This window comes from Epilithonimonas bovis DSM 19482 (assembly GCF_900108115.1).
Classification (GTDB): Bacteria; Bacteroidota; Bacteroidia; order Flavobacteriales; family Weeksellaceae; genus Epilithonimonas; species Epilithonimonas bovis.
The window spans coordinates 1-24,732 of sequence record NZ_FTPU01000031.1 but is presented as its reverse complement, the minus strand read 5'-3'; the positions used below and the strand labels follow the sequence as shown (position 1 = coordinate 24,732).

The following is a 24,732-nucleotide window of genomic DNA, read 5'->3' as shown; positions in this document are numbered from 1 at the left end:
TCCGTAATATTTAGAAACAAAATTGACGACCCTATAAGAGAATCGCCAATCAAAAAAACTAAATATATTTCGAAAGTTTTACCACGCTTTCACCGCTCCTCCCTTGAAGATTTTTTGAGCTTCGGCTTCTACTTCCGAAGACTGATAAGCTTATACAAATTTTTTGACTTTTTCGTCATTCTTATTATCTTCTCTTGCCACAATCAGATTGGCATAAGGAGAGTTCTTATCTTCTGTGAATAATCCTTCGTTCTCAGGATCCAAGCCAGCCTGAGCTGCAAAATTATTATTGATAATAGCTAATGCTACTTCTTTGTCTTCCAAAACTCTTGGGATTTGTGGCGCTTCTAATTCTAAGATTTTTAGATTTTTCGGATTTGCAACAATGTCTGTAACCTTAGGCAAAAGCCCAACGCCGTCTTTTAGTTTGATTAAGCCTTGTTTTTGTAATAATAACAAAGAACGTCCGCCATTGGTCGGGTCATTTGGAATTACAATTGTTTGTCTGGGCTGCAATTCGGACACCGATTTTATCTTTTTAGAATAAGCCACAATCGGATAAACAAAAGTTTTGCCTACAACCACCAATTTATAACCACGTTGTTTAGATTGCTCTTCCAGATAAGGCAAATGCTGGAAAGCGTTCACATCCACATCGCCCTGGCTCAGAGCTTCATTGGGAACCACATAATCATTGAAGGTTACCAGCTCCACATCCAGTCCGTATTTTTTTTCGCCACTTTTTTGGCTGTTTCGGCAAGGTTCTGTTCCGGTCCGGTTGCGATCCCGACTTTCAGGACATTAGGGTTTGATTCTTTTTTGTTGCAGGCTGACAATGTGATGATTGCCAATGCTAACGCAAATATTTTTGATTTCATTTTTTATAATTTATAATTAACAAAGTATCTTTAACTCTTCTGGGTTTTTCTGATTTGGGTATTGTCAAATTTAAAATTTGCTAAATCTGACTAATCTGGGAGAATTATTAGTTTTAAATATTTAATATTATCTGTGATTGAATTTTTTTGAAAGCAGGTCCCCGGAAATCTGGATAATGAAAACCAGCACGATCAACAATACCAAAACCGAATTCATTACCGCGAAATCATATCCGATATAACCATACTGATATCCAACTTGTCCCAATCCGCCAGCGCCAACTGCACCGCCCATTGCAGAATAACCAACGAGTGTAATTAATGTAATGCTAACATTATTGATTAGTGACAGTAAAGCTTCCGGCAAAAGGACTTTTCGGATGATTTGAAGTGGTTTTGCACCCATTGCTCTCGCTGGCTTCTATCAAACCTGAAGGTATTTCCAACAGGCTGTTTTCTACCAATCTGGCAATAAACGGAGCCGAACCTACACTCAGCGGAACCAATGCTGCCGCAACGCCAATCGACGTTCCAACAATGGTTCGTGTAAAGGGTATCATCCAGACAATGAGAATGATAAACGGGATCGAACGGAAAATATTGACTATAATTGATACGATTTGGTGTGATATCTTATTTTCCAATAACTGGCCTTTTCTGGTGAGGAAAAGAAAAATCCCTGTCGGTAATCCCAGAACAAATCCAAAAAATCCTGAAACCAAGGTCATTACAATCGTTTCAATCGTCCCTTGAAATAACAAATTGATGATACTATCCGACATAACCTAAAATTTCTGCGTTTGCATATTCATTTTCCAAATAAGCCAAAGCCTCATTGATGTTTCCTTCTTTCAGCTCCAAAAGCAAAACCCCAAAACTCAAGTGGCCAACATATTCCAGTTGAGCGCTGATAATCTTTGCTTTAATATCAAATTTTTCATAAAGATTGATGATTACAGAACTTTGCTCGTCATTGCCACGAACAAGAATTTTGACCAACGGGTTTCCGTCCTTACTATCATTGCCAACAGCGTCCTGATAAATCGCTGGTAATCCTACATTAAGAGAAGACTGGATAAAACCTTTGATAATCTCTTTTTCGGGATGGATGAAGATTTGTTCCACTTTCCCCTGCTCGGCCAACTGTCCGTGATCAATCACCGCCACTTTGTCGCAGATGGTTTTAATCACTTCCATTTCGTGGGTAATGAGAAGAATCGTAAGATTGAGTTTTTGATTGATCGATTTTAGAAGCTGCAGTATCGATTTCGTAGTTGCGGGGTCCAGTGCACTTGTCGCTTCGTCACAAAGCAGAACTTTCGGGTCGTTGGCCAAAGCTCTTGCAATCGCAACCCTTTGTTTCTGCCCGCCGGACAAGTTGGCGGGATAATCTTTTGCTTTTTCACTGAGCCCGACCAATTCCAAAAGCCCATTCACTTTTTCGCTGATTTCTGACTTCGGTTTTCCTTCTAATTCTAAAGGGAACGCCACATTATCAAAAACAGTCCTGGATGATAACAGATTGAAATGCTGGAAAATCATTGCAATTTTCCTTCTTTCGAGAGTCAGTTGAGCAGCAGAAAGCTTGGTCAGTTCTACATTATCAACAATTACTTGGCCTTCGTTTGGCCGTTCCAACAGGTTTACGCAGCGTATGAGCGTGCTTTTACCCGCGCCGGAAGTCCCAATCACGCCGAAGATCTCACCTTTATCAACAGTCAGAGACACGTCTGATAAAGCCTGTATCGTCTTATTTTTGGTTTTAAAACGTTTGGAGACGTTTATTAATTCAATCATTTTATATTAGTTAAAAAGAAAAACCTTTCAAATGAGATTATGAAAGGTTTTCAAAATAAACACACTATTTTTCTACTTCATATCGCTTTTGAAAAGTCAATCGTAACAAAACAAAATTTTACAGCCATTGATAGTGTTTAAAAAAAGCCTGTGCAAACATATTAAATTGAATTCATACCAAACAAGTATAATTTAAACAGTGTGACAAATATCAGTTTATACAACAAATAATCACTTGTTAAACAATCCTATTTTACCATTCAGACATCAAAAACGACAGTTCAGCAGAATAAAATTTATATGGAAAAGCAATCATTCTATCTTTGACTTATAAAATTAAAATAACAAACAAAAAATATCCAAATGAAATCATTTATGATTCCATTTGACCATTAAAAACCAATAAAATTTATCAAATGAAAAATTTATTATTAACTGCCGCTTTACTTTTTGTAGGATTTACAACTTTCGCACAAACGGCTTTTGAAAAAGCAATGACAGAAAAAATAGCTAAAGTAGAAGACCATAAAACGCCGGATGAATTCACGGCTTTGGCCAATGATTTTGACAGAATCGGAACCAAAGAAAATACGCAATGGCTACCCTATTATTACGCGGCATTTGCAACCATCCAAAAAGGAAGAATCCTGATGCAGTCCGGGAAAACTTCAGAACTGGATCCGGTTGCGGCAGATGCTGAAAAATACATCGCCAAAGCAGAAGCATTAAGTCCTAACAACGCTGAACTTTTTATTCTTAAAAAAATGACAAGCGGCCTGCGAATGATGGCAGACCCGATGTCCAGATATATGCAGGAATCGCCGATTGCACAACAGGCGTTGGCAAAAGCGCAGGAATTGGATCCTACGAACCCGAGAATTACTCTGTTACAGGCAGAAGATGCTTATTTCACTCCGGAACAATTTGGAGGAAGCAAAGCAAAAGGCCAGGAGCTTTTTAAAAAAGCGGTTGATCAGTTTGGTACTTATCAATCAAAATCTTCATTGGATCCAAAATGGGGAAAGGGCGAAGCAGAAAATTTCCTCAGCCAGAAATAAAAATAGAACTTATGTAATACGAGTTTTTTTAAGTGTAATCAAATTCGGTGTCATTTTCATCTCGTCTTGCGTCTCAAATTGATTGGATAATTAGTTCTCTTTCACTAAATTCATAAAAATAAGATAGTCCCGAACAATATTTATTCGAGTTTCTCCATCATTTGTGGTTCTTCCAATTTTTGGATGTTCTGATAAAAGATTTATGGCTTCGCTAAATAATTTGTTGAGTTTTTTGCTGTATGTTTTAGATTTTGTTCTGTTAATCCAATATTTTAGAATTTCGTTTCGTTTTAACTTTGCGGATTTAGTCCAAATTATTTTTCGTTTAGCCATTGCTCAATTTCATTTTCAACTTCTTCATTTGTAAAAACTTCACCATTAGAATATTCTTTTCTTGCTTTTGTAATTCGATTTTTTTGTTTTTGAGAAAGTTCAAAAATTTCTTTATCGAGTTCAAAATCAAGAAGTTTTTTTAATTCTTTAACAATCCGAATTTCTTTTAATTCGGTTATTTTATTAATTAATTCTAGTTTAAGTTTTAATTCAGCCGTACTCATCTCACTAATTATTTAATTCAAATTTACATAAAATTTTAAAAGGAAATATTTAAGCATATAGTTTTTAAAATCTTGCCTAAAATTAATATTTCATCAGATTCCTTCGTCTTTGGCGAGGGAATTTTTATTAATTTTGGAAAGAATCAAAAATAAAGTATGAAATCGGCTTAATTGAGAGACCTCAAAAAACCAATGAATATACCGCGATAACATATGACCTTTGAAAAAAATATAATCTCCATATGAAATTAACTTCAATTCTTACATCCGCTGCTGTTGTGTGTTACATCGGCGCCCAAGCTCAATCTATGACCAATCCCAATTATCCCAAAGCTCAGAAAGGAAACCAAGTTGACCAATATTTCGGAACTCCAGTTGCAGATCCTTACCGCGATCTGGAAAACGATTCCGAAGCGACAAAAAAATGGGTGGACGAGGAAGTGGCTTACAGCCAGAATTATTTGTCAAAAATCCCTTTCAGGGAAACGATAAAAAATCAATTGAGAGATATCTGGAACTATGAAAAGATCTCTGCGCCCTTCAAAGAAGGAGATTATACGTATTATTCCAAAAACAACGGATTGCAGGCACAATCTGTGATCTACAGAACTGGTATGAAAACCAGAAATATCGAGGTTTTCCTGGACCCGAACCAATTCTCCAAAGATGGGACGACATCTCTAACCAATCTGTCTTTCAATAAAAAAGGGAATCTTGCCGCTTATTCTATTTCGGAAGGCGGAAGCGACTGGAATAAGATCATTATCATTGATGCCATTACCAAAAAACAGATTGATGATACTTTGATTGATGTGAAATTCAGTGGAATTGCCTGGAAAGGCGACGAAGGTTTCTACTATTCCAGCTACGACAAACCAAAAGAAGGAACAGTTCTTTCAGGAATGACCGATAAACACAAAGTTTATTTCCATAAACTCGGTACAAAACAATCCGAAGACCAATTGATTTTCGGAGGCGAAAAAACACCAAGACGTTATCTGTCTGCCAGCGTTTCCGAAGACCAAAGATTTTTGATTATCTCAGGAGCTAATGCTACCAACGGCAACGAATTATACATCAAAGACCTGAAAAACGGAGGCGATTTTGTCCAGATCAACAAAGGATTTGACATTAATGCTGATATTGTAGACACTCAGGGCGATGATCTTTTCATCTTCACCGATAAAGATGCGCCCAATATGAGACTGGTAAAAGCCAGCATCAAAAATCCAAGCCCGGAGAATTGGAAAGATGTGATCCCGGAAACAGAAAATGTACTCGGAATCTCGGAAGGCGGCGGTTATTTCTTCGCAACTTATATGAAAGATGCGATTGATATCGTTAAACAATTCGATAAAACCGGGAAATTAGTGAGAGAAATTACACTTCCCGGAAAAGGGAATATTTCCGGATTTGGTGGTAAAAAAGAAGAGAAAGACATCTATTATTCTTTCACCAATTATATCACACCGGGAACCATCTATAAATACAACGTAGATTCCGGAAAGTCTGAAGTTTATCAAAAACCGAATGTGAAATTCAATCCTGATGACTATGTTTCGGAACAGGTTTTCTACACTTCAAAAGACGGGACTAAGATCCCAATGATGATCAATTACAAAAAAGGGACGAAGTTGGATGGCAAAAACCCTACGATCCTTTATTCTTACGGTGGTTTCAACATCAGCCTTCAGCCAGGTTTTTCTGTAGTGAATGCGATCTGGATGGAAAACGGCGGAATCTACGCTGTTCCAAACATCAGAGGCGGTGGAGAATATGGTAAAAAATGGCACGATGCAGGAACCAAACAACAAAAGAAAAATGTTTTTAATGACTTCATCGCTGCCGGAGAATATTTGCAGGCAAAAGGTTATACTTCCAAAGAATTTATGGCACTTTCCGGGCGTTCAAACGGTGGGCTTTTGGTTGGTGCAACAATGACGATGAGACCAGATCTGGCAAAAGTCGCTTTCCCGGGCGTTGGTGTTTTGGATATGCTGAGATATAATAAATTCACAGCCGGAGCGGGCTGGTCCTATGATTACGGAACGGCCGAAGACAGCAAAGAAATGTTCGACTATCTGAAATCTTACTCACCGGTTCACAATGTAAAAGCCGGAACTTGTTACCCATCTACAATGATTATCACAAGCGATCACGATGACAGAGTTGTGCCGGCACATTCTTTCAAATTCGGTGCGGAGCTGCAGGAGAAACAATCTTGCAGCAACCCAATTCTCTTGAGAATCGAGAAAAATGCAGGCCACGGAGCAGGCCGTTCCACGGAACAGGTGATTGGCGAAAATGCCGACCTGTTGAGTTTTGCGTTATTTGAAATGGGAGTCAGGACTTTGAAAAAATAATTTTCATGATTAATAGCCTAAAAATCCCGAAATTAGTTTCGGGATTTTTTGTATTTGGACAATAATTTGATGCAAAAAAAACATTCACAATATAAAATCTTAACCAAATGAAAACAAACAGCTTAATTCTTGGTCTTGCAACAACTTTAGCTTTCGTTTCCTGCAAGAAAAATGAAAACAGAATAACATCCGAATCCTATTCTACAAAAACAGAAATTGTTGATGACAACGGGAAAATAGACAGCGCCACCACCACGTCTGCAGAAAAAGTTGTGAATGGTAAAAAGACAACCAGCATCTCATATCCTTACAAGGCCAGCGACGGCAGCCGAGCCAAAGCCACTTTTACCAATGATGGCAAGTCAAAACTGATTACAATCGAGGCCAATAATCACAAATTTGTGCTGGATTTTCAAAAAGCAACAGCTAAAGGAGAGCTCTATGAGAGAAACAGTATTTCGGCCGAAGCAACAGCTGATTCCTTATTAATTTCGCAAGGCGACAATATTATTCCGTTAGTGAAAATTAAATAGAAGATGATCAGATACCTTTTTTCCCTTCCAGGAGCATCTCTATCATTTTGACTTTCCGGCGTTCGCGGGTTTCTTCTTTTTTGGCATCGTCAATCCAGTGGATGTATTCTTTCTTATGCGTGTAAGACATTTTATCGTAGAACTCTTTTGCTTTTTCATTTTGGTCTAGCAAAGCCTGAACATCCTCGGGAACAAGAACAACCCGCTCTTCTTTATCTTCCCAAAGTTTCACATCTACGGAATCAAATGATTTGCTGATTTGTTTGCGAATGGCTTGGGTAAGAATCAGGCAATGCCCATTTCCTATATTGGCAAGGCTGCCACGATATTCTGCATTGCCATCAAAAATTGCTTTGATTTTGACTTGACCTTTCTTTCCAAATAATTCAACTGTATCAAAAGGAAAAAAAACATATCCGGCATTCATATCCTGATGCTGTTGGATTTCTGCGGAGAAAGTGATTGGTTGAGCCATAAGCAGATGTTAGAATTTAATTGTCAGATATTAGAATCAATACTTAACTTAAAGTGAAAAATCCCAAAAACTAATTTTGAGATTTTTTGTTTATAAATTTATTTTAAAGAAGCCATTTGCATACATGTTATTGCCGCAAATCCTTTTTGATTTAGCAGATTATGAATTATGAATCTGACCAGTTAACAAGAAAATTTTCTTCTGACTATGCAACTAATTTTCGACCTCGATTATTCTAAATCTTAGCCAACAAAGTCCTGAAATTCACTTTCTCATCAATAATTCTTCTCAGTTCAGAAACAGGAACTCTTTCCTGCTCCATGGTATCTCTGTATCTGATGGTCACTGTATTATCATTCAAAGAATCGTGATCCACAGTGATACAGAAAGGTGTTCCGATGGCGTCCTGTCTTCTGTAACGTTTACCAATACTGTCTTTTTCTTCAAAGATCATATTGAAATCATACTTCAGATCATTGAAGATTTTATCCGCAAATTCCGGTAAGCCGTCTTTTTTCACAAGCGGAAGGATAGCCGCTTTTACAGGAGCCAAAGCCGGAGGAAGGCTTAGAACCGTTCTTTCCGAACCGTCTTCCAAAACTTCATCCTTAAGGCAATGCGAGAAAATTGCTAAGAACAATCTATCCAAACCAACAGAAGTTTCTACAACGTAAGGCACATAGTTTTCATTTCTTTCAGGGTCAAAATATTGGATTTTTCTGCCTGAGAATTTCTCGTGCGCTGAAAGGTCAAAGTCTGTTCTACTGTGGATACCTTCCAGTTCTTTGAATCCGAATGGGAAATTAAACTCGATATCAGCCGCAGCGTTGGCATAATGCGCCAGTTTATCGTGATCGTGGAAACGGTAATTATCTTCACCCAAGCCAAGCGCCAAATGCCAGTTAAGACGTGTTTTTTTCCATTGTTCGTAGAATTCCAACTCTGTTCCTGGTGGAACAAAATATTGCATTTCCATTTGCTCAAATTCTCTCATTCTGAAGATGAATTGTCTCGCAACAATCTCATTTCGAAACGCTTTACCAATCTGAGCGATCCCAAAAGGTAATTTATGACGAGACGTTTTCTGAACGTTGAGGTAATTCACAAAAATTCCCTGAGCCGTTTCGGGCCTTAGGTAAAGATCTGTTGCTGAATCTGCAGAAGCACCCAGTTTGGTCCCAAACATCAGGTTGAACTGTCTTACTTCGGTCCAGTTTTTAGAGCCTGTATCAGGATCGGCAATTTCCAGTTCTTCAATCAAAGCTTTCACATCTGCAAGGTTTTCTGTCTCCAGAGATTTTGCCAATCTTTTGAGGATAGCCGCTCTTTTCTCCCTGTACTCCAGGATTTTGGGATTCGTTGCCTCAAACTGAGCTTTGTCAAAAGCATCACCAAAATGCTTCGCCGCTTTTTCTATTTCTTTATTTTCCTTATCCTCAATTTTGGCGCAGTAATCTTCTACCAAAACATCGGCACGGAAACGTTTTTTAGAATCTTTGTTGTCAATCAACGGGTCGTTGAAGGCATCTACGTGTCCGGAAGCTTTCCAGATGGTTGGGTGCATAAAAATGGCAGAATCTATCCCAACGATATTTTCGTTCAGCTGAACCATCGCTTTCCACCAGTATTGTTTGATATTATTTTTCAGTTCTGCGCCGTTTTGCCCATAATCGTAGATAGCCGACAGGCCGTCATAGATCTCTGAACTTGGAAAAATAAAACCATACTCTTTTGCGTGGGAAACCACTTTTTTGAAAACATCTTCTTGCTTTGCCATATTGTGTTGAATTGATGTGCAAAAATAGGAATTTTACATCAAATTTCCGGTATTTGTTTTATTATGATTTGGGCGCATCCCTTTGTTTTCCCACCGCTTTTCCCAGGCAGAAAACAAGCGGGTCGTTCTACGGGCAGTCGCTTTTTTGTTTTGCCAATCTCAATCCCTCCGGCAAAAACAAAAAGAGCTCCAACAATGCCCTCCGCACTTGCGCAACCGGCACAAAAAAACGCTGTTATTTTCAACAGCGTTCTGTTATAATTGTTGTGTTATACTTTTTATACTTGTAAAACTGGTTTATTAAAAATTATAGCTGAAAGCAAATCCGATTCCTGCAGATTCCACTTTAAAATAAGGTTGAAATGCGGTGGATTCTCCATTTTCTGCAAGGATGGCCTTTTTCATATTTTTGGCAGAAGAAACTGCGAATGGAACTCCAATAGCTATCAGTCCTGCTCCTATTCCTGTTACTAGCCAAGCTACGCTATGATCTGGCTTTGTTTCAAAAGTGTAACCCATCACTTGTTGACGATGGGTTTTATTGTTAAAAATAATATTACCTAAACCTGCACCCACGGCTGCACCTCCAGCAATACCAAAAATTGTAGCAAAAGTTCCGTTGTTCCTGGACTTTTTAACATACGCCAATGCCTTAGGATTACTAAAAACCTGCTCGTATTGAGACATCTTATAGGTTTGCCCATCTTTAACAAGTGTATTTTTCTCCAAAGTTACCTGACCAAAAAAAATCTGAGAAAGTAAAATTATCGGAAGTAGAATTTGTTTTTTCATAGTGATTTTATTTTCAGCAAAACTAATAAATATTCCGAGTCGTTTTCACAAGAAATTAAAATTATTCTAGTTTGGACGTGTTGGCTTTTTAGATGTCATTATAATAATTTATAATCATTATAAAGCCTTATTCACGGCATTTGTAATTAGAAATTTTTATCATTGTAAAATAGTTGAAACTATGAAACATCCTTTAGAAAAACATTATGTAAACCGTGTAGGCTGGCTTAGAGCCGCCGTTTTGGGCGCTAATGATGGTCTGTTGTCAACCACAAGTATTGTGATAGGCGTGGCAGCAGCAGATCCTACAAGACACGCGATCTTTTTAGCAGCACTTGCCGGCACCATAGCCGGTGCTATGTCTATGGCTGCAGGAGAGTATGTTTCTGTCAGCTCACAGGCTGATACAGAAAATGCCGATATAGCAAGGGAGAAAAAGGAATTGGAGGAAATGCCGGAACAAGAACTGCTGGAACTGGCTAAAATCTATGAAAGACGCGGCGTTTCTAAAGAAACTGCTTTGTTGGTGGCTAAAGAGCTTTCTGACCACGATGCATTGGATGCCCATGCAAAAGATGAGCTGGGCATTAGTGAGATTACAGTTGCAAAACCTTTGCAGGCTGCTGTCGCTTCTTTCTTCTCCTTTATTTCCGGAGCCGCTTTGCCGCTTTTGGTTGCCATTTTTGCACCGGTAAAAGATATGGTGTACTTACAATATGGCTTTTCCATTATTTTCCTGATGTTTCTGGGCGCTATAGCCGCGAAAACCGGATGGTCCAACGTTACCAAAGGAATGCTGAGGATTTGTTTCTGGGGAACGGTCGCCATGCTTGTGTCCGCATTGATTGGACACCTCTTTGGTGTTAATGTGCATTAAAAGAGATAGTCAATTGTTTAATTTGTCAAGTAAATATCGCTATTTTTGTGAAACTTTTCTCCAATGTACAAAAGCCTGATCCGTCCTTTTCTTTTCAAATTTGATCCTGAAGAGGTTCACCATTTCACATTTTCCTTTCTGAAGAATTTTGGATTCTTAGCCAAATTATTTCTACCAAAACCAATTGAAGATAAGCGGCTGGAACGGGAAGTCTTTGGGCTCAAATTCAAAAATCCTGTTGGATTGGCTGCCGGTTTTGATAAAGATGCAAAACTCTTCTCCGAATTATCAGATCTGGGATTTGGATTTATAGAAATCGGGACTTTGACCCCAAGACCTCAACCGGGAAATGATAAAAAAAGATTGTTCCGGTTGAAGGAGGATTCTGCGATTATCAACAGAATGGGCTTTAATAATGGCGGGGTTGATGAAGCTGTTGAACGTTTAAAAAAGAATAAAAATGTTCTGATTGGCGGAAATATCGGAAAGAATAAAGTTACACCAAACGAAGAAGCCGTTAACGATTACAAAATCTGTTTCGAGAAATTATTTCCTTACGTGGATTATTTCGTGGTGAATGTGAGTTCGCCCAATACACCCAATCTGCGTGAACTGCAAGAAAAGGAACCTTTAACCAAACTTTTAGGAGAATTACAAAAACTTAATTTTGAAAAGCCGAAACCAAAGCCAATACTTCTGAAAATCGCTCCGGATTTGACGGATGAGCAGCTTTTGGATATTATTGATATCGTCAAAGAGACGCAGATTGCCGGCGTGATTGCTACGAACACCACTTTATCAAGGGAAAATTTAATATCAGAAAATAAATCCGAAACCGGCGGATTATCCGGAAAACCTTTGACGAAACGCTCGACAGAAGTCATCCGCTTTCTATCTGATAAAAGTGGGAAAGCCTTCCCAATCATCGGCGTTGGCGGCATTCATACGGCTCAGGATGCGATTGAAAAACTGGAAGCTGGTGCAAGTTTGGTTCAGCTCTATACCGGTTTTATCTATGAAGGCCCGGAATTGATTAATGAAATTAACCAGGCCATTCTTGAGAAAGAATCTATATAAAATCTAATACGTTAAGGATTTAATATCAGTTTAGTCAATATCTTAGGTAAACGTATATCTTCTTTTTACGTTTTTATAAGAGATATTTGTTTTCCACTGGTCGTATGCAATCGCTGTGTTATCATCGGTGCTTATCACACTTTTGAAATTTTTAATCGGTGTTTGATAATTTGTCAATTGGGTCTTCCAAATCATGGCGATTTCATACATTTACTGAAAATTAGTATCACCAATGGTTTTAAGCAGGATTTGGTCCGCCTTCATCATTATTGCAATAGCTGTTGCATCTGTAAAATATTTGAGTTCTGACAATTACTCCCAGATTTTTAACGATATGGTAGTAGGTAAAGGTGGTGATACCATCATGGTTGCTAAGAAACCGATGGCAGAATTTTCCCCGGAAATCCAAAAAGCCCTGACCCAGAGCCCTGAACTGGAAGACAATCACATCCATTACAGAATAGATTCTCTGCAAAACATAAGTGCCTACAGAGTTCAGGAAACCGATGGTGTTATAGGTACCAGCGAAACAGCAGTTAACATTTGCCTGAAACTGATTGGGATTATGGCGCTTTTTATGGGCTTTATGAGTATTGCGGAAAAAGCCGGAGGCATCAATTTCCTTAGCCGGATGATTCAGCCATTTTTTTCTAAGCTGTTCCCGGAAATTCCTAAAAACCATCCTTCATTCGGTCACATGATGCTTAATTTCAGTGCCAACCTTCTTGGGCTGGATAATGCCGCAACACCATTTGGCCTAAAAGCCATGGAGAGCTTGCAGGAACTGAATCCCAATAAAGACAAAGCAAGCAATGCACAGATCATGTTTCTTTGTCTGCACGCCAGCGGGCTTACTCTGATTCCGGTTTCCATCATCGCTATCCGCTCATCCATGGGATCGGTAACACCTACGGACATTTTCCTGCCTTGCATGATTGCAACATTTTGCGCAACACTGGCGGCCATGACGATTGTTTCTGTAAGGCAAAAAATCAATCTTTTTCAGCCCATTGTCTTGGCTTATGTCGGCGGCATCTCTGCCATTATCGCTCTTTTGGTTATTTATCTGGTACAGCTGAGTAAAGACGAACTGGACAGCTTTAGCAAAGTAATGAGCAACGGCATTATCCTGTTGATTTTCTTTGCTATTGTGGCCGGTGCAATCTATAAAAAGATTAACATATTTGATGCTTTTATAGATGGTGCAAAAGAGGGATTTAATGTCTGCGTCAAGATTATCCCTTATTTGGTAGGGATGCTAATTGCGATTTCGTTACTCAGAACCAGTGGTGTTTTCGATGTTATTATTGACGGGATGAAGTGGCTCGCAAGCGCATCACATCTTGACACCAGATTTGTTGACGGATTACCTACGGCTTTGATAAAACCATTGTCCGGCTCCGGCGCGCGGGGTATGATGGTTGACACGATGAAAACCTTTGGGGCAGACAGCTTTGCGGGCAAATTATCCGCCATTTTGCAGGGTAGCTCAGACACTACATTTTATGTCATTGCCGTTTACTTCGGTGCTGTGGGTATCAAAAACACAAGATATACTGTAGGGTGCATGCTTTTGGCAGATCTTGTGGGTGTCATTACGTCTATCATCTTGGCCTATCTGTTTTTTGGATAGGAATTTGCTGAAGGTAATTGTCCATCAAAAAAATAAACAACCAAAATGTAGGTCAGGATTTTTAAAACTATAAATGATGATTCAGGATAAAGATTTTACATTAAGATTAATCAGACAATTGACTCAGGCGCTGGAAAAACTCTTATTGGGCAAGCCAGACGAGAGCCTCATGCAAAAAGAACTGGATTTTGATTCTCTCATGAAAGATATTTTTAAAATTGATTTTAAAACTATCTCTCAAAAATCAACGGAAGAGATTGATGAAATGGTCCAGCTTAGAGAATCCAAAGACCACGCAGATTATTATGAGATGCTGGGCAATGTTTTTATGTTTCATTATAAAACAGAAGGGCAAAAGGATTTTGCGGCAAAAGCAATTGTTTTTTACGAAAAATACCTGCAGTCCAGCGGCATCTTTGCCCTGCCCATTATCAACCGCATCAACGAACTGAAATCTGCCGGATAATAATTAATATAACACATTCGTTAAGCTTGGCACAAAAATTAATGTTTTATTCGTATTTTTGGCGGGCTATCGATAAAGCACTATGATTTTTAAAACTAAGAAAGATAAAAAGTACACCTATGTAGAAGCAGGTGAAGGTCATCCAATGGTGCTTTTGCACGGATTAATGGGTGGTTTGAGTAACTTCGATAAAATGATTGACTTTTTTTCGGACAAAGGCTTTCAGGTTTTTGTTCCGCAATTGCCAATCTATGACCTCCCGATTCTTAATACTAATTTGGCTTCCATTTCCAAGTTTGTTGCCAAATTTATTACAGACGTTATTGGCAAGCCGGTAACGGTTGTCGGCAACTCTATGGGTGGGCATATTGGACTAATACTCACAACATCACGCCCGGAACTGGTGAGAAACCTGGTCCTAACCGGAAGCTCTGGTTTATACGAAAGAACTTTTGGAGACAGTTTCCCAAGAAAAAGTGATAAAGAATATATCAAGAGAAAAACTCAGGACGTTTTCTACGATCCGGCCGTGGCAACAGATGCCTTGGTAGATGAGGTTTTTGCCGTGGTAAACGACCGTATGAAAGGTATCAAAACCGTCATGCTCGCCAGAAGTGCCATCAAACACAATATGTTGAGCGATTTGCCTAAGATTACTTGTCCTACCTGCATTATATGGGGCAAACAAGATAATGTGACACCACCGGAAGTGGCAGAGGATATGCATAAACTTATCCCCAACTCGGAGTTGCACTGGATAGATCACTGTGGGCATGCTGCAATGATGGAGAAGCCGGATGACTTTAATGAGATATTGTATGCCTGGCTGCAAAAAGTCATGTAAATACCATCTAACAATTATAAGCAAAAAACCATTAGGAAATCGAGTTTGGGAAACAATAATTTGATTCTTAATGGTTTTTAAATTCTAAAGATATGCAGATTAAAACAGCAGAATTTGTAAAAAGCAGTCAAAAATGGCAGGAGTGCCCGGAGCCTAATTTGCCGGAATATGCTTTCATCGGTCGGTCTAATGTGGGCAAATCATCGCTCATCAATGCCATGATGAATCATAAAGACCTGGCAAAAACCTCCCAAACACCTGGGAAAACGCAGCTCATCAATCATTTTTTGGTGAATGAGAACTGGTATCTTACGGATTTGCCCGGCTATGGATATGCCAAGGTTTCTAAAAGCCTTAGAAAAGATTTTGAAAAATTAATCACTAATTATATCCTCAACAGAAAAAACCTGGTCAACCTTTTTGTACTAGTAGACATCCGCCATACACCACAAAAAATTGATCTGGAGTTTATGCAATGGTGTGGTGAGAGCGGCGTCCCTTTTTCTATAGTATTTACAAAAGCCGACAAGCTGAAGCCAGGCGCTGCAGAGAAAAATGTTGGCATTTATAAAAATGATCTGCTGCAGACCTGGGAAGAGTTGCCAGACCTGTACATAACATCTGCAGAGAAGAAAACAGGCGGCGATCTCATCCTCGATTACATACAGAAAACCAATGATTTTTTAACGAAAAACAAAGTCCGTTTTGATGAATAATATTATTTGGAAGGTTAAGACTTTTGATGAGCTAAGCACAGAAGAATTATATCAGATAATCAGAGCCCGAGTGGATGTTTTTGTTGTGGAGCAAAACTGCCCTTATCAGGATCTGGACAATTATGATCAGTTGGCCATTCACCTTTGGGCGGAAAAAGACGCCGAAGTTATGGCTTACTGCCGTATTTTTGACAAAGCAATTAAATATCCTGAAACCAGTATTGGCAGGGTTATAACAACGCAAAAAGCCAGAGGTACGGGGCTAGGCAGACAGCTGATTGCTTATGCTGTTCAGATTATAGAAAACCGCCTGAAAACACAGGATATAAGAATATCGGCGCAAGATTACCTTATAAAATTTTATTCTGATTTTGGTTTCCGAGATACAGGAAAAAAATACCTTGAGGATAACCTTCCCCACACAGAAATGGTAAGAAAATAAAACAGCCCGAAGATTTTCTTCGGGCTATCTTACGAATGAATGTATTCTTAACTTGTGTCTTTACGGTTATTAATCTGACAGCAAAATTATACCACCGCAATCACATTTCCTTACGGGAAACCGTAAAACGGCAAAAAAAAATTAAATTATTCCCAAATCTTTACATTTTGCGATAAGCTGCTCATTACTTTTAACAACAAGTAATTCTTTTAAGTTATTGATTCTCTTCTCTATACTACTCAAACTATTGGGGCAGACACCTCGCTGGTGAAAAACTGCCGGTATATTTTTCTGCAAAACACCTTGCGCTAAAAGTTGAAGAACCATGAGATCATAGTTGCTAAACTCCAGCGTATTCATGCTTTTTACCGGCAGTTTAAGATCATGCGAAAGGTATTCTTCTCCCGAAAACACGGCCTGTATAGCTGTTTTAAGCTCTTTGGAATCTGATCTCGCTTTCTTCACATAGCCATTAATCCCAAAATCTTTGAAAAGCATATCAATGATTCCGGCCCGTCCTTCGCCCGAGAAAACAATTACTTTAAGATTTTGATCTATATCTTTACAACATCGGATGAGCTCTCGCCCGTCTTTGATCAGTTGCTTACGATGATCCACTTCAAAGGAGAGATCTGTAATCAAAAGTTGGTAAGGATTGCCTGTGGACACAGATTTTTTCACACTGTCCAGTGCATCATCACAATAATACACCTGATCTACAAGGCAGATCCCACTTTCTTCCAATACTTTATAAACAGAAAAATTACTGCTCTCGTGATCTTCTGCTACCAAAACTTTAGTAAACATATTGATGCATTGTTGTTAATACTAATACAATCAGGATCTTTTATCCCACAAAATACTTATTCTAAGACCTTGGTGAGTGTTGTCAAAAGCCATATTGGCACCAATGATTTCTAATCTTGATTTTATATTGGCAAATCCATTCTTTGCGACAAAGCTATCATCAATTCCTACGCCGTTATCACGGTAATCCATCTGAAAATTGTTGTCTGTTCTCAAAAATCTAACTATCACCTGAGTCGCGTGGCTGTGCTTCTTCATATTAACAAGCAGTTCTCTGATTACCTGAAAAAGATTCTCTTTAATTTCGGGAGTCTGTGTGATCCAAAAATCAGGATCGTTTCCGATAATAATTATCTGAACCTCATCAGCTTCAAAAGAGCGGACTAAGGCAGAAATCTGCTCTTCGTAGGTTTCGCTTTCCGGTTTCTCATAGGACAAATCTCTGGATTTCTCATACATTCTTTCCAGTTTGTCGAGAAGTTGCTCCTTAGGCAAATCGGTTTGGTTCTCTATAGTTGTCATCACTTCATAGATGCCGTTGGCGACCACATCGTGTACTTTTTTAGAAAAATCAAGACGTTGCTGCTGTAGTTTTTGCGTTGCTTCAGAAATGAGCCGCTGCCGTCTTTTTTTTATCAAAATATATGCACAAATACAAAAAATAACAACACATAAAATAATAGCCCAAATGATAACTTTTTGTAAGATTATTTTGAACTCATTAATATCTTTTTCTTTTTGAAGCCTTAGATTTTCTGCCTTGGCTTTCTCGCTTTCAAACCGGATGAGAGCAAATTGGTTTTTTGCCCGGTTTTTTGCTGCAGCAAGGCTGTCATTGATCTTTATATATTTGTCAAAATAGTTTTTAGATGTTTCTGCATTTGATAATTTAATCAGATTCTGCAATGCTTCCAACTGATCTTCGGGATAATTAAGAGTCTCAGACAGGTGCAACATCTTTTCAGCATAGAGTTTAGCTGAATCTTTGTTTTTTTTAATAAAATAAAAAGATAAATAAGAATAGGCCGCATCTTTTGTCCAGTCGTCATCATATTTTTGACTCAGCTTCTCCGCCAACAGGTAATTTACCGATGGATTATACGATGGATCCGCAAACCAGCTGGACCGTGAATAGTTGAGTAATAGCCTTGGATAATATTCACTTTTTGACCCAACACTGTCTATTAATTTCTTATAAATAGATATCGCTACTGGATATTGCTTCTCGTTATGATAGAGAATGGCCAGATTGTTCTGTAACATCATCTGATCGACAGGATCTTTGGCAAAACGTTTTGCGGTGGTGTAAAACCGCTTGGCATCAGCATAGTTTTTGAGATTGTTTGATGTAATGCCCAGGTTATTATAATTACAAAAGATGACGGCGTGCTGAGATGTATCTTTCTCTTTTAGAAATTTAATGGCCGAAAGGCTTGTTTCTATACTACCAAAGTTATCCCCGGAATTCTCCTGAATAAGCGCCATATTCATAAGGCTTTTGCCAATCCCAAAACTGTCATTATTCCTGATGAAAATATCTTTCGCTTTATTAAGATTGTGAAAAGCACTATCCTGGTTGTTTTGGCTTAAAAAGACAAAAGCTTTATCATAAAAAGTATTGGATTGATCTGCAGCAGGCCTGTTGCACGGTACTTTCTTTTCTTCGCAGGACAAAGAAAACAATAATACAGCGCACCATAAGAACTTTTGCAAAATTTACAATTTACCCGAAATTTAAGAAAATAATTGATAGAAATCTACGCCTTGATGAATGAAAATGATCAATAATACTTATTTTTGAAACTTTAAACCAAACGATGTCAATTAGCATCTTAGAACAATATTTACCATCAGATACGCAGCCTTTTCTCAGGAGATGGTTTGCGAGTTATAAAATCCATATCAGAATTACCCGGGACAGAAACAGCAAACTGGGTGATTACAGAAAAATGCCGGATAAATCTCATGAGATAAGCATCAATTCTACACTGGATCGGCAGTTATTCTTCTTTGTCCTCACGCACGAGCTGGCCCATCTGATTGCCTTTGAAAAATTTGGCGGCCGTATCTCCGCACATGGACAGGAATGGAAGTCCACCTTCCGGGAAATGCTGCTGGAAAGCATCAGCATTTATACTTCTGACCTGCAACCTGTCATCCGACAATTCGCCAAAAACCCCAAAGCCAATTTTATGGCAAGTCCAGAACTGGTGCGGTATTTTCACGTTGATGACCCTGATGATTCTCAGTTTTTTGTGGAGCAGCTGGCACCAGACTCGGAGTTCCTTTATAAAGGAGATTTGTACAAAATGATAGAAAAGAAGAAAAAATTATATCTTTGCGTAAATTTGAAAAATTCAAAAAAGTACCTCTTTCGTCCATTGGCAAAAGTAGAAAAAAATAAAACTAATGAACAGTAATAACTATTGCGTTATAATGGCGGGTGGCATCGGAAGCCGTTTTTGGCCTATGAGTACCCAAAAATTCCCAAAACAGTTTCACGATATTTTAGGTACTGGCAGAACGATGATTCAGCAGACTTTTGACAGAATCAGCCAGATGATACCGCCAGATAACATTTATGTAATTACCAATCAGGAATATACCGATCTAACGCATCAGCAATTACCAGAGATCCCAACGGAAAACATTGTAGGGGAGCCGGCGATGAAGAATACATCTGCCTGTAATTTGTACATGGCCAATAAGATTGCCAATAAAAATCCCAAGGCCAATATCATTGTCATGCCAGCGGACCACCTGATCCTCAAAGAAAAAACATTTTTAGAAAAAGTGCAGCTTGCATTTGATCTCGCATCAGAGAAGGATTACCTTATCACTTTGGGCATTACACCTACAAGACCTGATACAGGTTATGGTTACATCCAGTTTATTCCAAAGAAAGAAGAAAGTTTTTCTAAAGTGAAAACCTTTACAGAAAAACCAAGTCTTGAGATTGCGAAAAGCTTTATAGATTCAGGAGATTTTCTATGGAATGCCGGGATTTTTATATGGAGTGCAAAAAGTATCCTCTCCGCTTTTAAAAAATATCTTCCGGAGATGACCAACCAATTCAACAGCTGTGATTACAACTGTAGCGCAGAAAAGGAGTGCATTAATCTGATCTACCCAACCGTAAGCAAAATCTCTATAGATAACGGCATTCTGGAGAAAGCAGATAATGTATATGTTATTCCGGCCAATCTTGGCTGGAGCGATCTTGGGACCTGGACATCGGTTTATACCAATGCTGAGAAAAATGACGATAACAATGCGCTTAACTCCAAAAATGTACTGACGTACAACTCAAAAGGCAATGTTATCCGTATCAAAAGCCAAAATAAAGCTGCTGTGATTGATGGTCTTAAAAATTATATTGTAGTAGATACAGAAAAGGCCTTGTTAATCTGTCCCCGTGATAATGATCAGTTAATAAAAGACTATGTTTTGGATTTAAAAAATCTCAAACATGGCGACAAATTTATGTAAATAGAATAATAAATTCTAAAATAAGATTAACTCTTTGGTATTTATCAAAGAGTTTTTTTATTTTTATAGGACTAATAACTAATGACTTATGTTGGTAAAAGTATCTGGAGCAGCCATCCACGGTGTGTCTGCTCAAATCATAACTATCGAGGTGAATGTCGATCAGGGTGTAGGCTATCATTTGGTTGGCCTTCCGGACAACGCCATTAAGGAAAGCAGTTACCGAATCTCAGCAGCACTTAAAAATTCAGGGTTTAAGATTCCGGGGAAAAAGATTACCATCAATATGGCTCCCGCGGATCTGCGCAAGGAAGGATCAGCTTATGACATGAGTATTGCTTTGGGCATACTGGCTGCCTCGGATATGATTAAAGCTGAGCGGCTGGGCGATTATATTATTATGGGTGAGCTGTCTCTGGATGGTGGCCTTCAGCCAATCAGGGGCGTATTGCCTATTGCCATCAAGGGGCGCGAAATGGGTTATAAGGGAATTATTCTACCCAGGCAAAATGCCCGAGAAGCTGCTATTGTTAACAATCTTGAAGTTTATGGCGTAGAAAATATCCGCCAGGTCATTGATTTTTTTAATGAAGATGCACCACTGGAACAATTCGAGATCGATACCAGAAAAGAATTTCAGGATAAAGTAGACCATTTCCCCTTTGATTTTGACGAAGTCAAAGGACAGGAAGCAGCCAAACGTGCGATGGAAGTGGCAGCAGCAGGCGGACACAACATTATACTGATTGGATCGCCAGGCAGTGGTAAAACTATGATCGCCAAACGATTACCAAGCATTTTACCTCCACTGAATCTCAAGGAAGCATTGGAGACTACCAAAATCCATTCTGTTGCTGGAAAAATGGGAGCAGAGACCTCTCTGATGACCATCCGCCCATTCCGCTCGCCTCACCATACCATTTCTGATGTGGCTCTGGTAGGCGGTGGCAGCTACCCGCAGCCAGGTGAGATTTCGCTGGCTCACAATGGGGTTTTGTTCCTGGATGAGATGCCGGAGTTTAAAAGAGCTGTTCTCGAAGTGATGCGGCAGCCGCTGGAAGACCGCGTGGTGACCATCTCCAGAGCCAAGTTTACCATAGAGTATCCCGCTAGCTTTATGCTGGTTGCAAGCATGAACCCAAGCCCAAGTGGTTATTTCCCTGATGATCCCAACAATACATCATCAGCACTGGAAATGCAACGTTACATGAATAAGCTTTCCGGGCCTCTGCTGGACAGGATTGACATTCATATAGAAGTTTCTAAAGTTGAATATGAACAATTAGCCGAAAAGCGGAAAGGGGAAAACAGCGCCAAGATAAGAGAAAGAGTCATTAATGCCAGAAACATCCAGACCGAGCGGTATAAGGACCTTGAGATTAATTATAACGCTCAAATGGGACCAAAAGAAATTGAAAAATACTGCGCGCTGGATGACTATTCACAACTTTTGATTAAAGCGGCGATGCTAAAACTCAATCTTTCTGCAAGGGCTTATGACAGGATTCTAAAGGTCGCGCGTACCATCGCAGATCTAGAAAATTCTGAAAAAATCGAAGGCGATCATATCTCAGAAGCTATCCAGTACCGAAGCCTGGACCGCGATTTTTGGAATGCTTAGAACATCCCTCCATCATTCTGATTTTCAAAAAAAGAATCAATGGCGAGTTGGTCTGACTTGGCTGCAGCTACTGCAAGTTGATCGCATAACTCATTCTCAGGGTGTCCAGCATGGCCTTTTATCCAATGGAATTGGGGCTTATGGAGCTGGTATAATCTATAGAATTGTTGCCAGAGATCTGGATTTTTCACATTTTTCCAGCCTCGTTTTATCCAGCCAAAGATCCATTTTTGATTGATGGCATCAGAGACATATTTGCTGTCTGTGTAGATGTGGACTTCGTTATCATTGGTTTTTAACTGCTCCAGCGCTACAATAACGGCCATCAGTTCCATCCTGTTATTGGTGGTTTTTCGGAAACCCTTGGCATAGGTTTTCTGGTAATTTTTCCCGGCGACACGCATTAGTATGCCGTAGCCGCCTTTGCCGGGGTTGCCGCTGCAGGCACCGTCTGTGTAAATTTCTACTTTCAAACTCAAGATAAAAATTTAGAATGGCATATCATCGTCGTCATCATTGTTCATCGCGGATCCAGATACCTGATTATTACTAGGCATCCCAAATGCTGCGCCCGGATCTATTGTGATATTAATCTTATCAAAGCCCGACGGCTCATCCTTTTGCCCAAAATTAGACGGTGTATAATCATAATTGGTCCCGAGATCGGCAAACTTACCAATATTCTTGTGGAAGGCTAGCCTTACGTCTGCTGTGGCACCATTCCTGTGTTTTGCAATGATGATCTCAGCCTGGTTTTCGGTGCTGGTTTCCATCCCTTCTTCATCATTATCCCAGACGGCAATCTTGTAGTACTCGGGACGGAAGATAAACGATACAATATCCGCATCCTGCTCGATAGCTCCGGACTCCCGAAGGTCAGACAGCATTGGCCGTTTGCCAGGCCTTGTCTCCACACTCCTGGACAGCTGGGAAAGCGCAATCACAGGTACATTGAGCTCTTTTGCAATCGCCTTGAGTGACCGGGAAATCATCGCAATCTCCTGCTCCCGGTTGCCGGCGCCTTTTCCGGAACTGGCTGTCATCAGCTGCAAATAATCCACCATGATGATTTTAACGCCATGTTGCATTACCAGCCTACGGCATTTTGCACGAAAGTCAAAGATCGACAGCGAGGGCGTTTCATCTATATACAAAGGTGCGTTTTCCAGTGCAGAAACATTGGTAAACAGTCGTTGCCACTCTTCATCGGCCATCTGACCCTTTCTCAGTTTTTCTGATGAGATTCCGGTTTCGGAAGAGATCATCCTGGTGATTAGCTGTACCGATGCCATCTCCAGAGAGAACAGCGCCATTGGGATCTGATGATCTACACAGATATTTCTCGCCATCGACAGGATAAACGCCGTTTTACCCATCGCCGGCCTTGCAGCTATGATGATAAGATCCGAGTTTTGCCAACCGCCGGTTTCTTTATCCAGCGCCGTAAACCCAGACGGAATCCCGGACAAACCTTCTTTATCTTTGAGTGATTTAATTTTGTCAATGGCTTCTTTTACCAATGAATTGGCGGTGTCGAAGCCTTTCTTAATAGTCCCGTTGGTAATCTCAAAAAAAGACTGCTCCGCTTTGTCCAACAGCTCGAACACATCAGTTGATTCTTTATACGAACTGTCGATCACGTTTGCAGAAACATTAATAAGGGAACGAAGGATGAACTTCTCCAGAATAACGCGTACATGATATTCTATATGCGCAGAGGAGCTTACACCCATGGTGAGATCAATTATGTAATGGTCACCACCGGCAAGATTCAGTTTTTCATTTTTCTTAAGATCCTGGATAACCGTCATCAGGTCTATAGGTGAGTTGCTCTCATACAACTTGAGTATTGATGAGAAAATGGTCTGGTGCCTTGGGTCATAGAAAACATCAGGCGTCAGCAGGTCTATAGAGTGATCCAGCCCTTTTCTGTCTATGAGAAAAGTACCGATAACTATTTTTTCAAAATCTAGTGCATTGGGCGGCATTTTGCCATCCGAGATTGATAGTTCCTTCGCAAAATTACCCTGGATAAGTGATGATAATGTTTCCTTCTGTGCCATTATGCAAAGATAGAATTTTTAAGAGTTTAAGCTATTTTAGTTATTAATAAACCATCCACAATTATTGCTGAAAATGTTAATAAAAGATTTTTTTTTGTAACAATTTAATTAAAAAACCAACTTAATAGATAGGATTATTATAAAATCAATTTTTATATACTATTTAGTCGTTCCTTAACAAAACCCACTATTTAATTTATTTTTAAAAACAGGATTAGAAAACAGCATAATTTGTATCTTATAAAATAAGAAAATAATTTTGTGTTTCAGTAGTTCCATCATTTTCTTCATGTTCCAAGCGGTTGCAGCTAGTAATGCATTGATTTGTGGTCCCGTTTCTCCCATGAAGTAATTTTTTGCCAGCCTAAAATCGGTTTTTAAATGTCCGATGATAGGTTCTATTGCCGCTCTGGTTCTAAATTTTTTGCGCTTTGTCTGCTTTTGATAAACAGTGTCTTTTTTTCTTG

At 39.3% G+C, this 24,732-nt stretch carries 23 protein-coding genes and 3 pseudogenes; 13 read left to right on the top strand and 13 right to left on the bottom strand.

The genetic code is table 11. The features are described 5' to 3' along the window. Window positions 1–78: 78 nt before the first annotated feature. From metQ to B0B05_RS12220, 3 genes and pseudogenes are all read right to left on the bottom strand, one after another. Window positions 79–878 (bottom strand): annotated as a pseudogene (gene metQ / locus B0B05_RS12230) (methionine ABC transporter substrate-binding lipoprotein MetQ). Between the two features lie 127 nt (window positions 879–1,005). Beyond that, window positions 1,006–1,660 (bottom strand): annotated as a pseudogene (gene metI, locus B0B05_RS17235) (methionine ABC transporter permease MetI). Then, a complete protein-coding gene (locus B0B05_RS12220) occupies window positions 1,650–2,675 on the bottom strand; it encodes a methionine ABC transporter ATP-binding protein (protein ID WP_076783921.1) in 1,026 nt (341 codons plus the stop codon). Before B0B05_RS12220 ends, metI begins: the two are co-directional and overlap by 11 nt. A gap of 416 nt (window positions 2,676–3,091) precedes the next feature. On the opposite strand from B0B05_RS12220, the gene B0B05_RS12215 reads away from it, so the two are divergent. Continuing rightward, a complete protein-coding gene (locus B0B05_RS12215; protein ID WP_076783920.1) occupies window positions 3,092–3,733 on the top strand; it encodes a tetratricopeptide repeat protein in 642 nt (213 codons plus the stop codon). A gap of 90 nt (window positions 3,734–3,823) precedes the next feature. On the opposite strand, the gene B0B05_RS12210 is transcribed toward B0B05_RS12215, so the two are convergent. Both B0B05_RS12210 and B0B05_RS12205 read right to left on the bottom strand, forming a co-directional pair. Continuing rightward, window positions 3,824–4,066 (bottom strand): type II toxin-antitoxin system RelE/ParE family toxin, encoded by a 243-nt coding sequence (locus tag B0B05_RS12210; protein WP_245799320.1) that lies wholly within the window; start codon window positions 4,064–4,066, stop codon window positions 3,824–3,826. Then, window positions 4,048–4,290 carry a hypothetical protein gene (locus B0B05_RS12205; protein WP_076783919.1) on the bottom strand — a complete coding sequence of 81 codons (243 nt, stop codon included), beginning with the start codon at window positions 4,288–4,290 and terminating at the stop codon, window positions 4,048–4,050. Before B0B05_RS12205 ends, B0B05_RS12210 begins: the two co-directional genes overlap by 19 nt. Window positions 4,291–4,598: 308 nt before the next feature. Between B0B05_RS12205 and B0B05_RS12200 the strand changes: the two genes are divergently transcribed. Both B0B05_RS12200 and B0B05_RS12195 read left to right on the top strand, forming a co-directional pair. Then, window positions 4,599–6,653: a prolyl oligopeptidase family serine peptidase gene (locus B0B05_RS12200; protein WP_245799322.1), complete on the top strand. Its 2,055-nt coding sequence runs from the start codon at window positions 4,599–4,601 to the stop codon at window positions 6,651–6,653. Between the two features lie 107 nt (window positions 6,654–6,760). Beyond that, window positions 6,761–7,186 (top strand): hypothetical protein, encoded by a 426-nt coding sequence (locus B0B05_RS12195; protein ID WP_076783918.1) that lies wholly within the window; start codon window positions 6,761–6,763, stop codon window positions 7,184–7,186. A 7-nt stretch (window positions 7,187–7,193) separates the two neighbouring features. Here B0B05_RS12195 and B0B05_RS12190 read toward each other — a convergent pair whose 3' ends face one another. From B0B05_RS12190 to B0B05_RS12175, 3 genes are all read right to left on the bottom strand, one after another. Beyond that, on the bottom strand, window positions 7,194–7,661 hold the full coding sequence (locus B0B05_RS12190; RefSeq protein WP_076783917.1) for a YdeI/OmpD-associated family protein: 468 nt from the start codon (window positions 7,659–7,661) through the stop codon (window positions 7,194–7,196). Window positions 7,662–7,896: 235 nt separating this feature from the next. Then, window positions 7,897–9,438 (bottom strand): glycine--tRNA ligase, encoded by a 1,542-nt coding sequence (locus tag B0B05_RS12185; RefSeq protein WP_076783916.1) that lies wholly within the window; start codon window positions 9,436–9,438, stop codon window positions 7,897–7,899. Window positions 9,439–9,738: 300 nt separating this feature from the next. After that, entirely contained in the window at window positions 9,739–10,230 is a 492-nt protein-coding gene (locus B0B05_RS12175) for a hypothetical protein (protein WP_076783914.1), read from the bottom strand. Between the two features lie 181 nt (window positions 10,231–10,411). On the opposite strand from B0B05_RS12175, the gene B0B05_RS12170 reads away from it, so the two are divergent. The 7 genes from B0B05_RS12170 to B0B05_RS12140 all read left to right on the top strand — a co-directional run bounded on the left by B0B05_RS12170 (window position 10,412) and on the right by B0B05_RS12140 (window position 16,285). Continuing rightward, the gene (locus B0B05_RS12170; protein ID WP_076783913.1) at window positions 10,412–11,107 is read left to right on the top strand and encodes a VIT1/CCC1 transporter family protein; all 696 of its coding nucleotides are present in this window, start codon (window positions 10,412–10,414) and stop codon (window positions 11,105–11,107) included. 63 nt (window positions 11,108–11,170) lie between these two features. Further along, window positions 11,171–12,184 carry a quinone-dependent dihydroorotate dehydrogenase gene (locus tag B0B05_RS12165; RefSeq protein ID WP_076783912.1) on the top strand — a complete coding sequence of 338 codons (1,014 nt, stop codon included), beginning with the start codon at window positions 11,171–11,173 and terminating at the stop codon, window positions 12,182–12,184. Between the two features lie 232 nt (window positions 12,185–12,416). Further along, window positions 12,417–13,817 (top strand): nucleoside recognition domain-containing protein, encoded by a 1,401-nt coding sequence (locus B0B05_RS12160; protein WP_076783911.1) that lies wholly within the window; start codon window positions 12,417–12,419, stop codon window positions 13,815–13,817. Between the two features lie 73 nt (window positions 13,818–13,890). Next, the gene (locus B0B05_RS12155) at window positions 13,891–14,283 is read left to right on the top strand and encodes a hypothetical protein (RefSeq protein WP_245799318.1); all 393 of its coding nucleotides are present in this window, start codon (window positions 13,891–13,893) and stop codon (window positions 14,281–14,283) included. Between the two features lie 82 nt (window positions 14,284–14,365). Further along, window positions 14,366–15,127, top strand: a complete 762-nt coding sequence (locus B0B05_RS12150) for an alpha/beta fold hydrolase (RefSeq protein WP_076783909.1) — start codon at window positions 14,366–14,368, stop codon at window positions 15,125–15,127. 92 nt (window positions 15,128–15,219) lie between these two features. Next, complete coding sequence (yihA, locus tag B0B05_RS12145; protein WP_076783908.1) at window positions 15,220–15,843, top strand: ribosome biogenesis GTP-binding protein YihA/YsxC; 624 nt, start codon at window positions 15,220–15,222, stop codon at window positions 15,841–15,843. Further along, the gene (locus tag B0B05_RS12140; protein ID WP_076783907.1) at window positions 15,836–16,285 is read left to right on the top strand and encodes a GNAT family N-acetyltransferase; all 450 of its coding nucleotides are present in this window, start codon (window positions 15,836–15,838) and stop codon (window positions 16,283–16,285) included. The genes yihA and B0B05_RS12140 overlap by 8 nt, the downstream gene beginning before the upstream one ends. Before the next feature lie 141 nt (window positions 16,286–16,426). Here the strand turns inward: B0B05_RS12140 and B0B05_RS12135 are convergent, their stop codons facing one another. Continuing rightward, window positions 16,427–17,092: a response regulator gene (locus tag B0B05_RS12135; RefSeq protein WP_076783906.1), complete on the bottom strand. Its 666-nt coding sequence runs from the start codon at window positions 17,090–17,092 to the stop codon at window positions 16,427–16,429. A gap of 30 nt (window positions 17,093–17,122) precedes the next feature. Continuing rightward, window positions 17,123–18,805: a tetratricopeptide repeat-containing sensor histidine kinase gene (locus B0B05_RS12130; RefSeq protein ID WP_143746016.1), complete on the bottom strand. Its 1,683-nt coding sequence runs from the start codon at window positions 18,803–18,805 to the stop codon at window positions 17,123–17,125. Window positions 18,806–18,909: 104 nt separating this feature from the next. Between B0B05_RS12130 and B0B05_RS12125 the strand changes: the two genes are divergently transcribed. The 3 genes from B0B05_RS12125 (at window position 18,910) to B0B05_RS12115 (ending at window position 22,202) form a co-directional block, all read left to right on the top strand. Continuing rightward, window positions 18,910–19,512 (top strand): SprT-like domain-containing protein, encoded by a 603-nt coding sequence (locus tag B0B05_RS12125; protein WP_076783905.1) that lies wholly within the window; start codon window positions 18,910–18,912, stop codon window positions 19,510–19,512. Continuing rightward, entirely contained in the window at window positions 19,502–20,581 is a 1,080-nt protein-coding gene (locus tag B0B05_RS12120; protein WP_245799316.1) for a mannose-1-phosphate guanylyltransferase, read from the top strand. Before B0B05_RS12125 ends, B0B05_RS12120 begins: the two co-directional genes overlap by 11 nt. Window positions 20,582–20,669: 88 nt before the next feature. After that, the gene (locus B0B05_RS12115; RefSeq protein ID WP_076783903.1) at window positions 20,670–22,202 is read left to right on the top strand and encodes a YifB family Mg chelatase-like AAA ATPase; all 1,533 of its coding nucleotides are present in this window, start codon (window positions 20,670–20,672) and stop codon (window positions 22,200–22,202) included. Here the strand turns inward: B0B05_RS12115 and rnhA are convergent. The 3 genes and pseudogenes from rnhA to B0B05_RS16830 form a co-directional block, all read right to left on the bottom strand. Next, entirely contained in the window at window positions 22,199–22,675 is a 477-nt protein-coding gene (gene rnhA / locus B0B05_RS12110; RefSeq protein ID WP_076783932.1) for a ribonuclease HI, read from the bottom strand. The two genes, B0B05_RS12115 and rnhA, sit on opposite strands and share 4 nt — an antisense overlap. A 15-nt stretch (window positions 22,676–22,690) precedes the next feature. Continuing rightward, complete coding sequence (dnaB, locus tag B0B05_RS12105) at window positions 22,691–24,265, bottom strand: replicative DNA helicase (protein WP_076783902.1); 1,575 nt, start codon at window positions 24,263–24,265, stop codon at window positions 22,691–22,693. A 174-nt stretch (window positions 24,266–24,439) separates the two neighbouring features. Beyond that, window positions 24,440–24,732: pseudogene (locus B0B05_RS16830) on the bottom strand (IS5/IS1182 family transposase); the annotation flags it as partial.

What these genes read in the sequence shown, in the direction of transcription:
- B0B05_RS12220 (WP_076783921.1), bottom strand. Translation starts at nt 2,675, where the DNA reads ATGATTGAATTAATAAACGTCTCCAAACGTTTTAAAACCAAAAATAAG.
- B0B05_RS12215 (WP_076783920.1), top strand. Translation starts at nt 3,092, where the DNA reads ATGAAAAATTTATTATTAACTGCCGCTTTACTTTTTGTAGGATTTACA.
- B0B05_RS12210 (WP_245799320.1), bottom strand. Translation starts at nt 4,066, where the DNA reads ATGGCTAAACGAAAAATAATTTGGACTAAATCCGCAAAGTTAAAACGA.
- B0B05_RS12205 (WP_076783919.1), bottom strand. Translation starts at nt 4,290, where the DNA reads ATGAGTACGGCTGAATTAAAACTTAAACTAGAATTAATTAATAAAATA.
- B0B05_RS12200 (WP_245799322.1), top strand. Translation starts at nt 4,599, where the DNA reads ATGACCAATCCCAATTATCCCAAAGCTCAGAAAGGAAACCAAGTTGAC.
- B0B05_RS12195 (WP_076783918.1), top strand. Translation starts at nt 6,761, where the DNA reads ATGAAAACAAACAGCTTAATTCTTGGTCTTGCAACAACTTTAGCTTTC.
- B0B05_RS12190 (WP_076783917.1), bottom strand. Translation starts at nt 7,661, where the DNA reads ATGGCTCAACCAATCACTTTCTCCGCAGAAATCCAACAGCATCAGGAT.
- B0B05_RS12185 (WP_076783916.1), bottom strand. Translation starts at nt 9,438, where the DNA reads ATGGCAAAGCAAGAAGATGTTTTCAAAAAAGTGGTTTCCCACGCAAAA.
- B0B05_RS12175 (WP_076783914.1), bottom strand. Translation starts at nt 10,230, where the DNA reads ATGAAAAAACAAATTCTACTTCCGATAATTTTACTTTCTCAGATTTTT.
- B0B05_RS12170 (WP_076783913.1), top strand. Translation starts at nt 10,412, where the DNA reads ATGAAACATCCTTTAGAAAAACATTATGTAAACCGTGTAGGCTGGCTT.
- B0B05_RS12165 (WP_076783912.1), top strand. Translation starts at nt 11,171, where the DNA reads ATGTACAAAAGCCTGATCCGTCCTTTTCTTTTCAAATTTGATCCTGAA.
- B0B05_RS12160 (WP_076783911.1), top strand. Translation starts at nt 12,417, where the DNA reads ATGGTTTTAAGCAGGATTTGGTCCGCCTTCATCATTATTGCAATAGCT.
- B0B05_RS12155 (WP_245799318.1), top strand. Translation starts at nt 13,891, where the DNA reads ATGATGATTCAGGATAAAGATTTTACATTAAGATTAATCAGACAATTG.
- B0B05_RS12150 (WP_076783909.1), top strand. Translation starts at nt 14,366, where the DNA reads ATGATTTTTAAAACTAAGAAAGATAAAAAGTACACCTATGTAGAAGCA.
- yihA (WP_076783908.1), top strand. Translation starts at nt 15,220, where the DNA reads ATGCAGATTAAAACAGCAGAATTTGTAAAAAGCAGTCAAAAATGGCAG.
- B0B05_RS12140 (WP_076783907.1), top strand. Translation starts at nt 15,836, where the DNA reads ATGAATAATATTATTTGGAAGGTTAAGACTTTTGATGAGCTAAGCACA.
- B0B05_RS12135 (WP_076783906.1), bottom strand. Translation starts at nt 17,092, where the DNA reads ATGTTTACTAAAGTTTTGGTAGCAGAAGATCACGAGAGCAGTAATTTT.
- B0B05_RS12125 (WP_076783905.1), top strand. Translation starts at nt 18,910, where the DNA reads ATGTCAATTAGCATCTTAGAACAATATTTACCATCAGATACGCAGCCT.
- B0B05_RS12120 (WP_245799316.1), top strand. Translation starts at nt 19,502, where the DNA reads ATGAACAGTAATAACTATTGCGTTATAATGGCGGGTGGCATCGGAAGC.
- B0B05_RS12115 (WP_076783903.1), top strand. Translation starts at nt 20,670, where the DNA reads ATGTTGGTAAAAGTATCTGGAGCAGCCATCCACGGTGTGTCTGCTCAA.
- dnaB (WP_076783902.1), bottom strand. Translation starts at nt 24,265, where the DNA reads ATGGCACAGAAGGAAACATTATCATCACTTATCCAGGGTAATTTTGCG.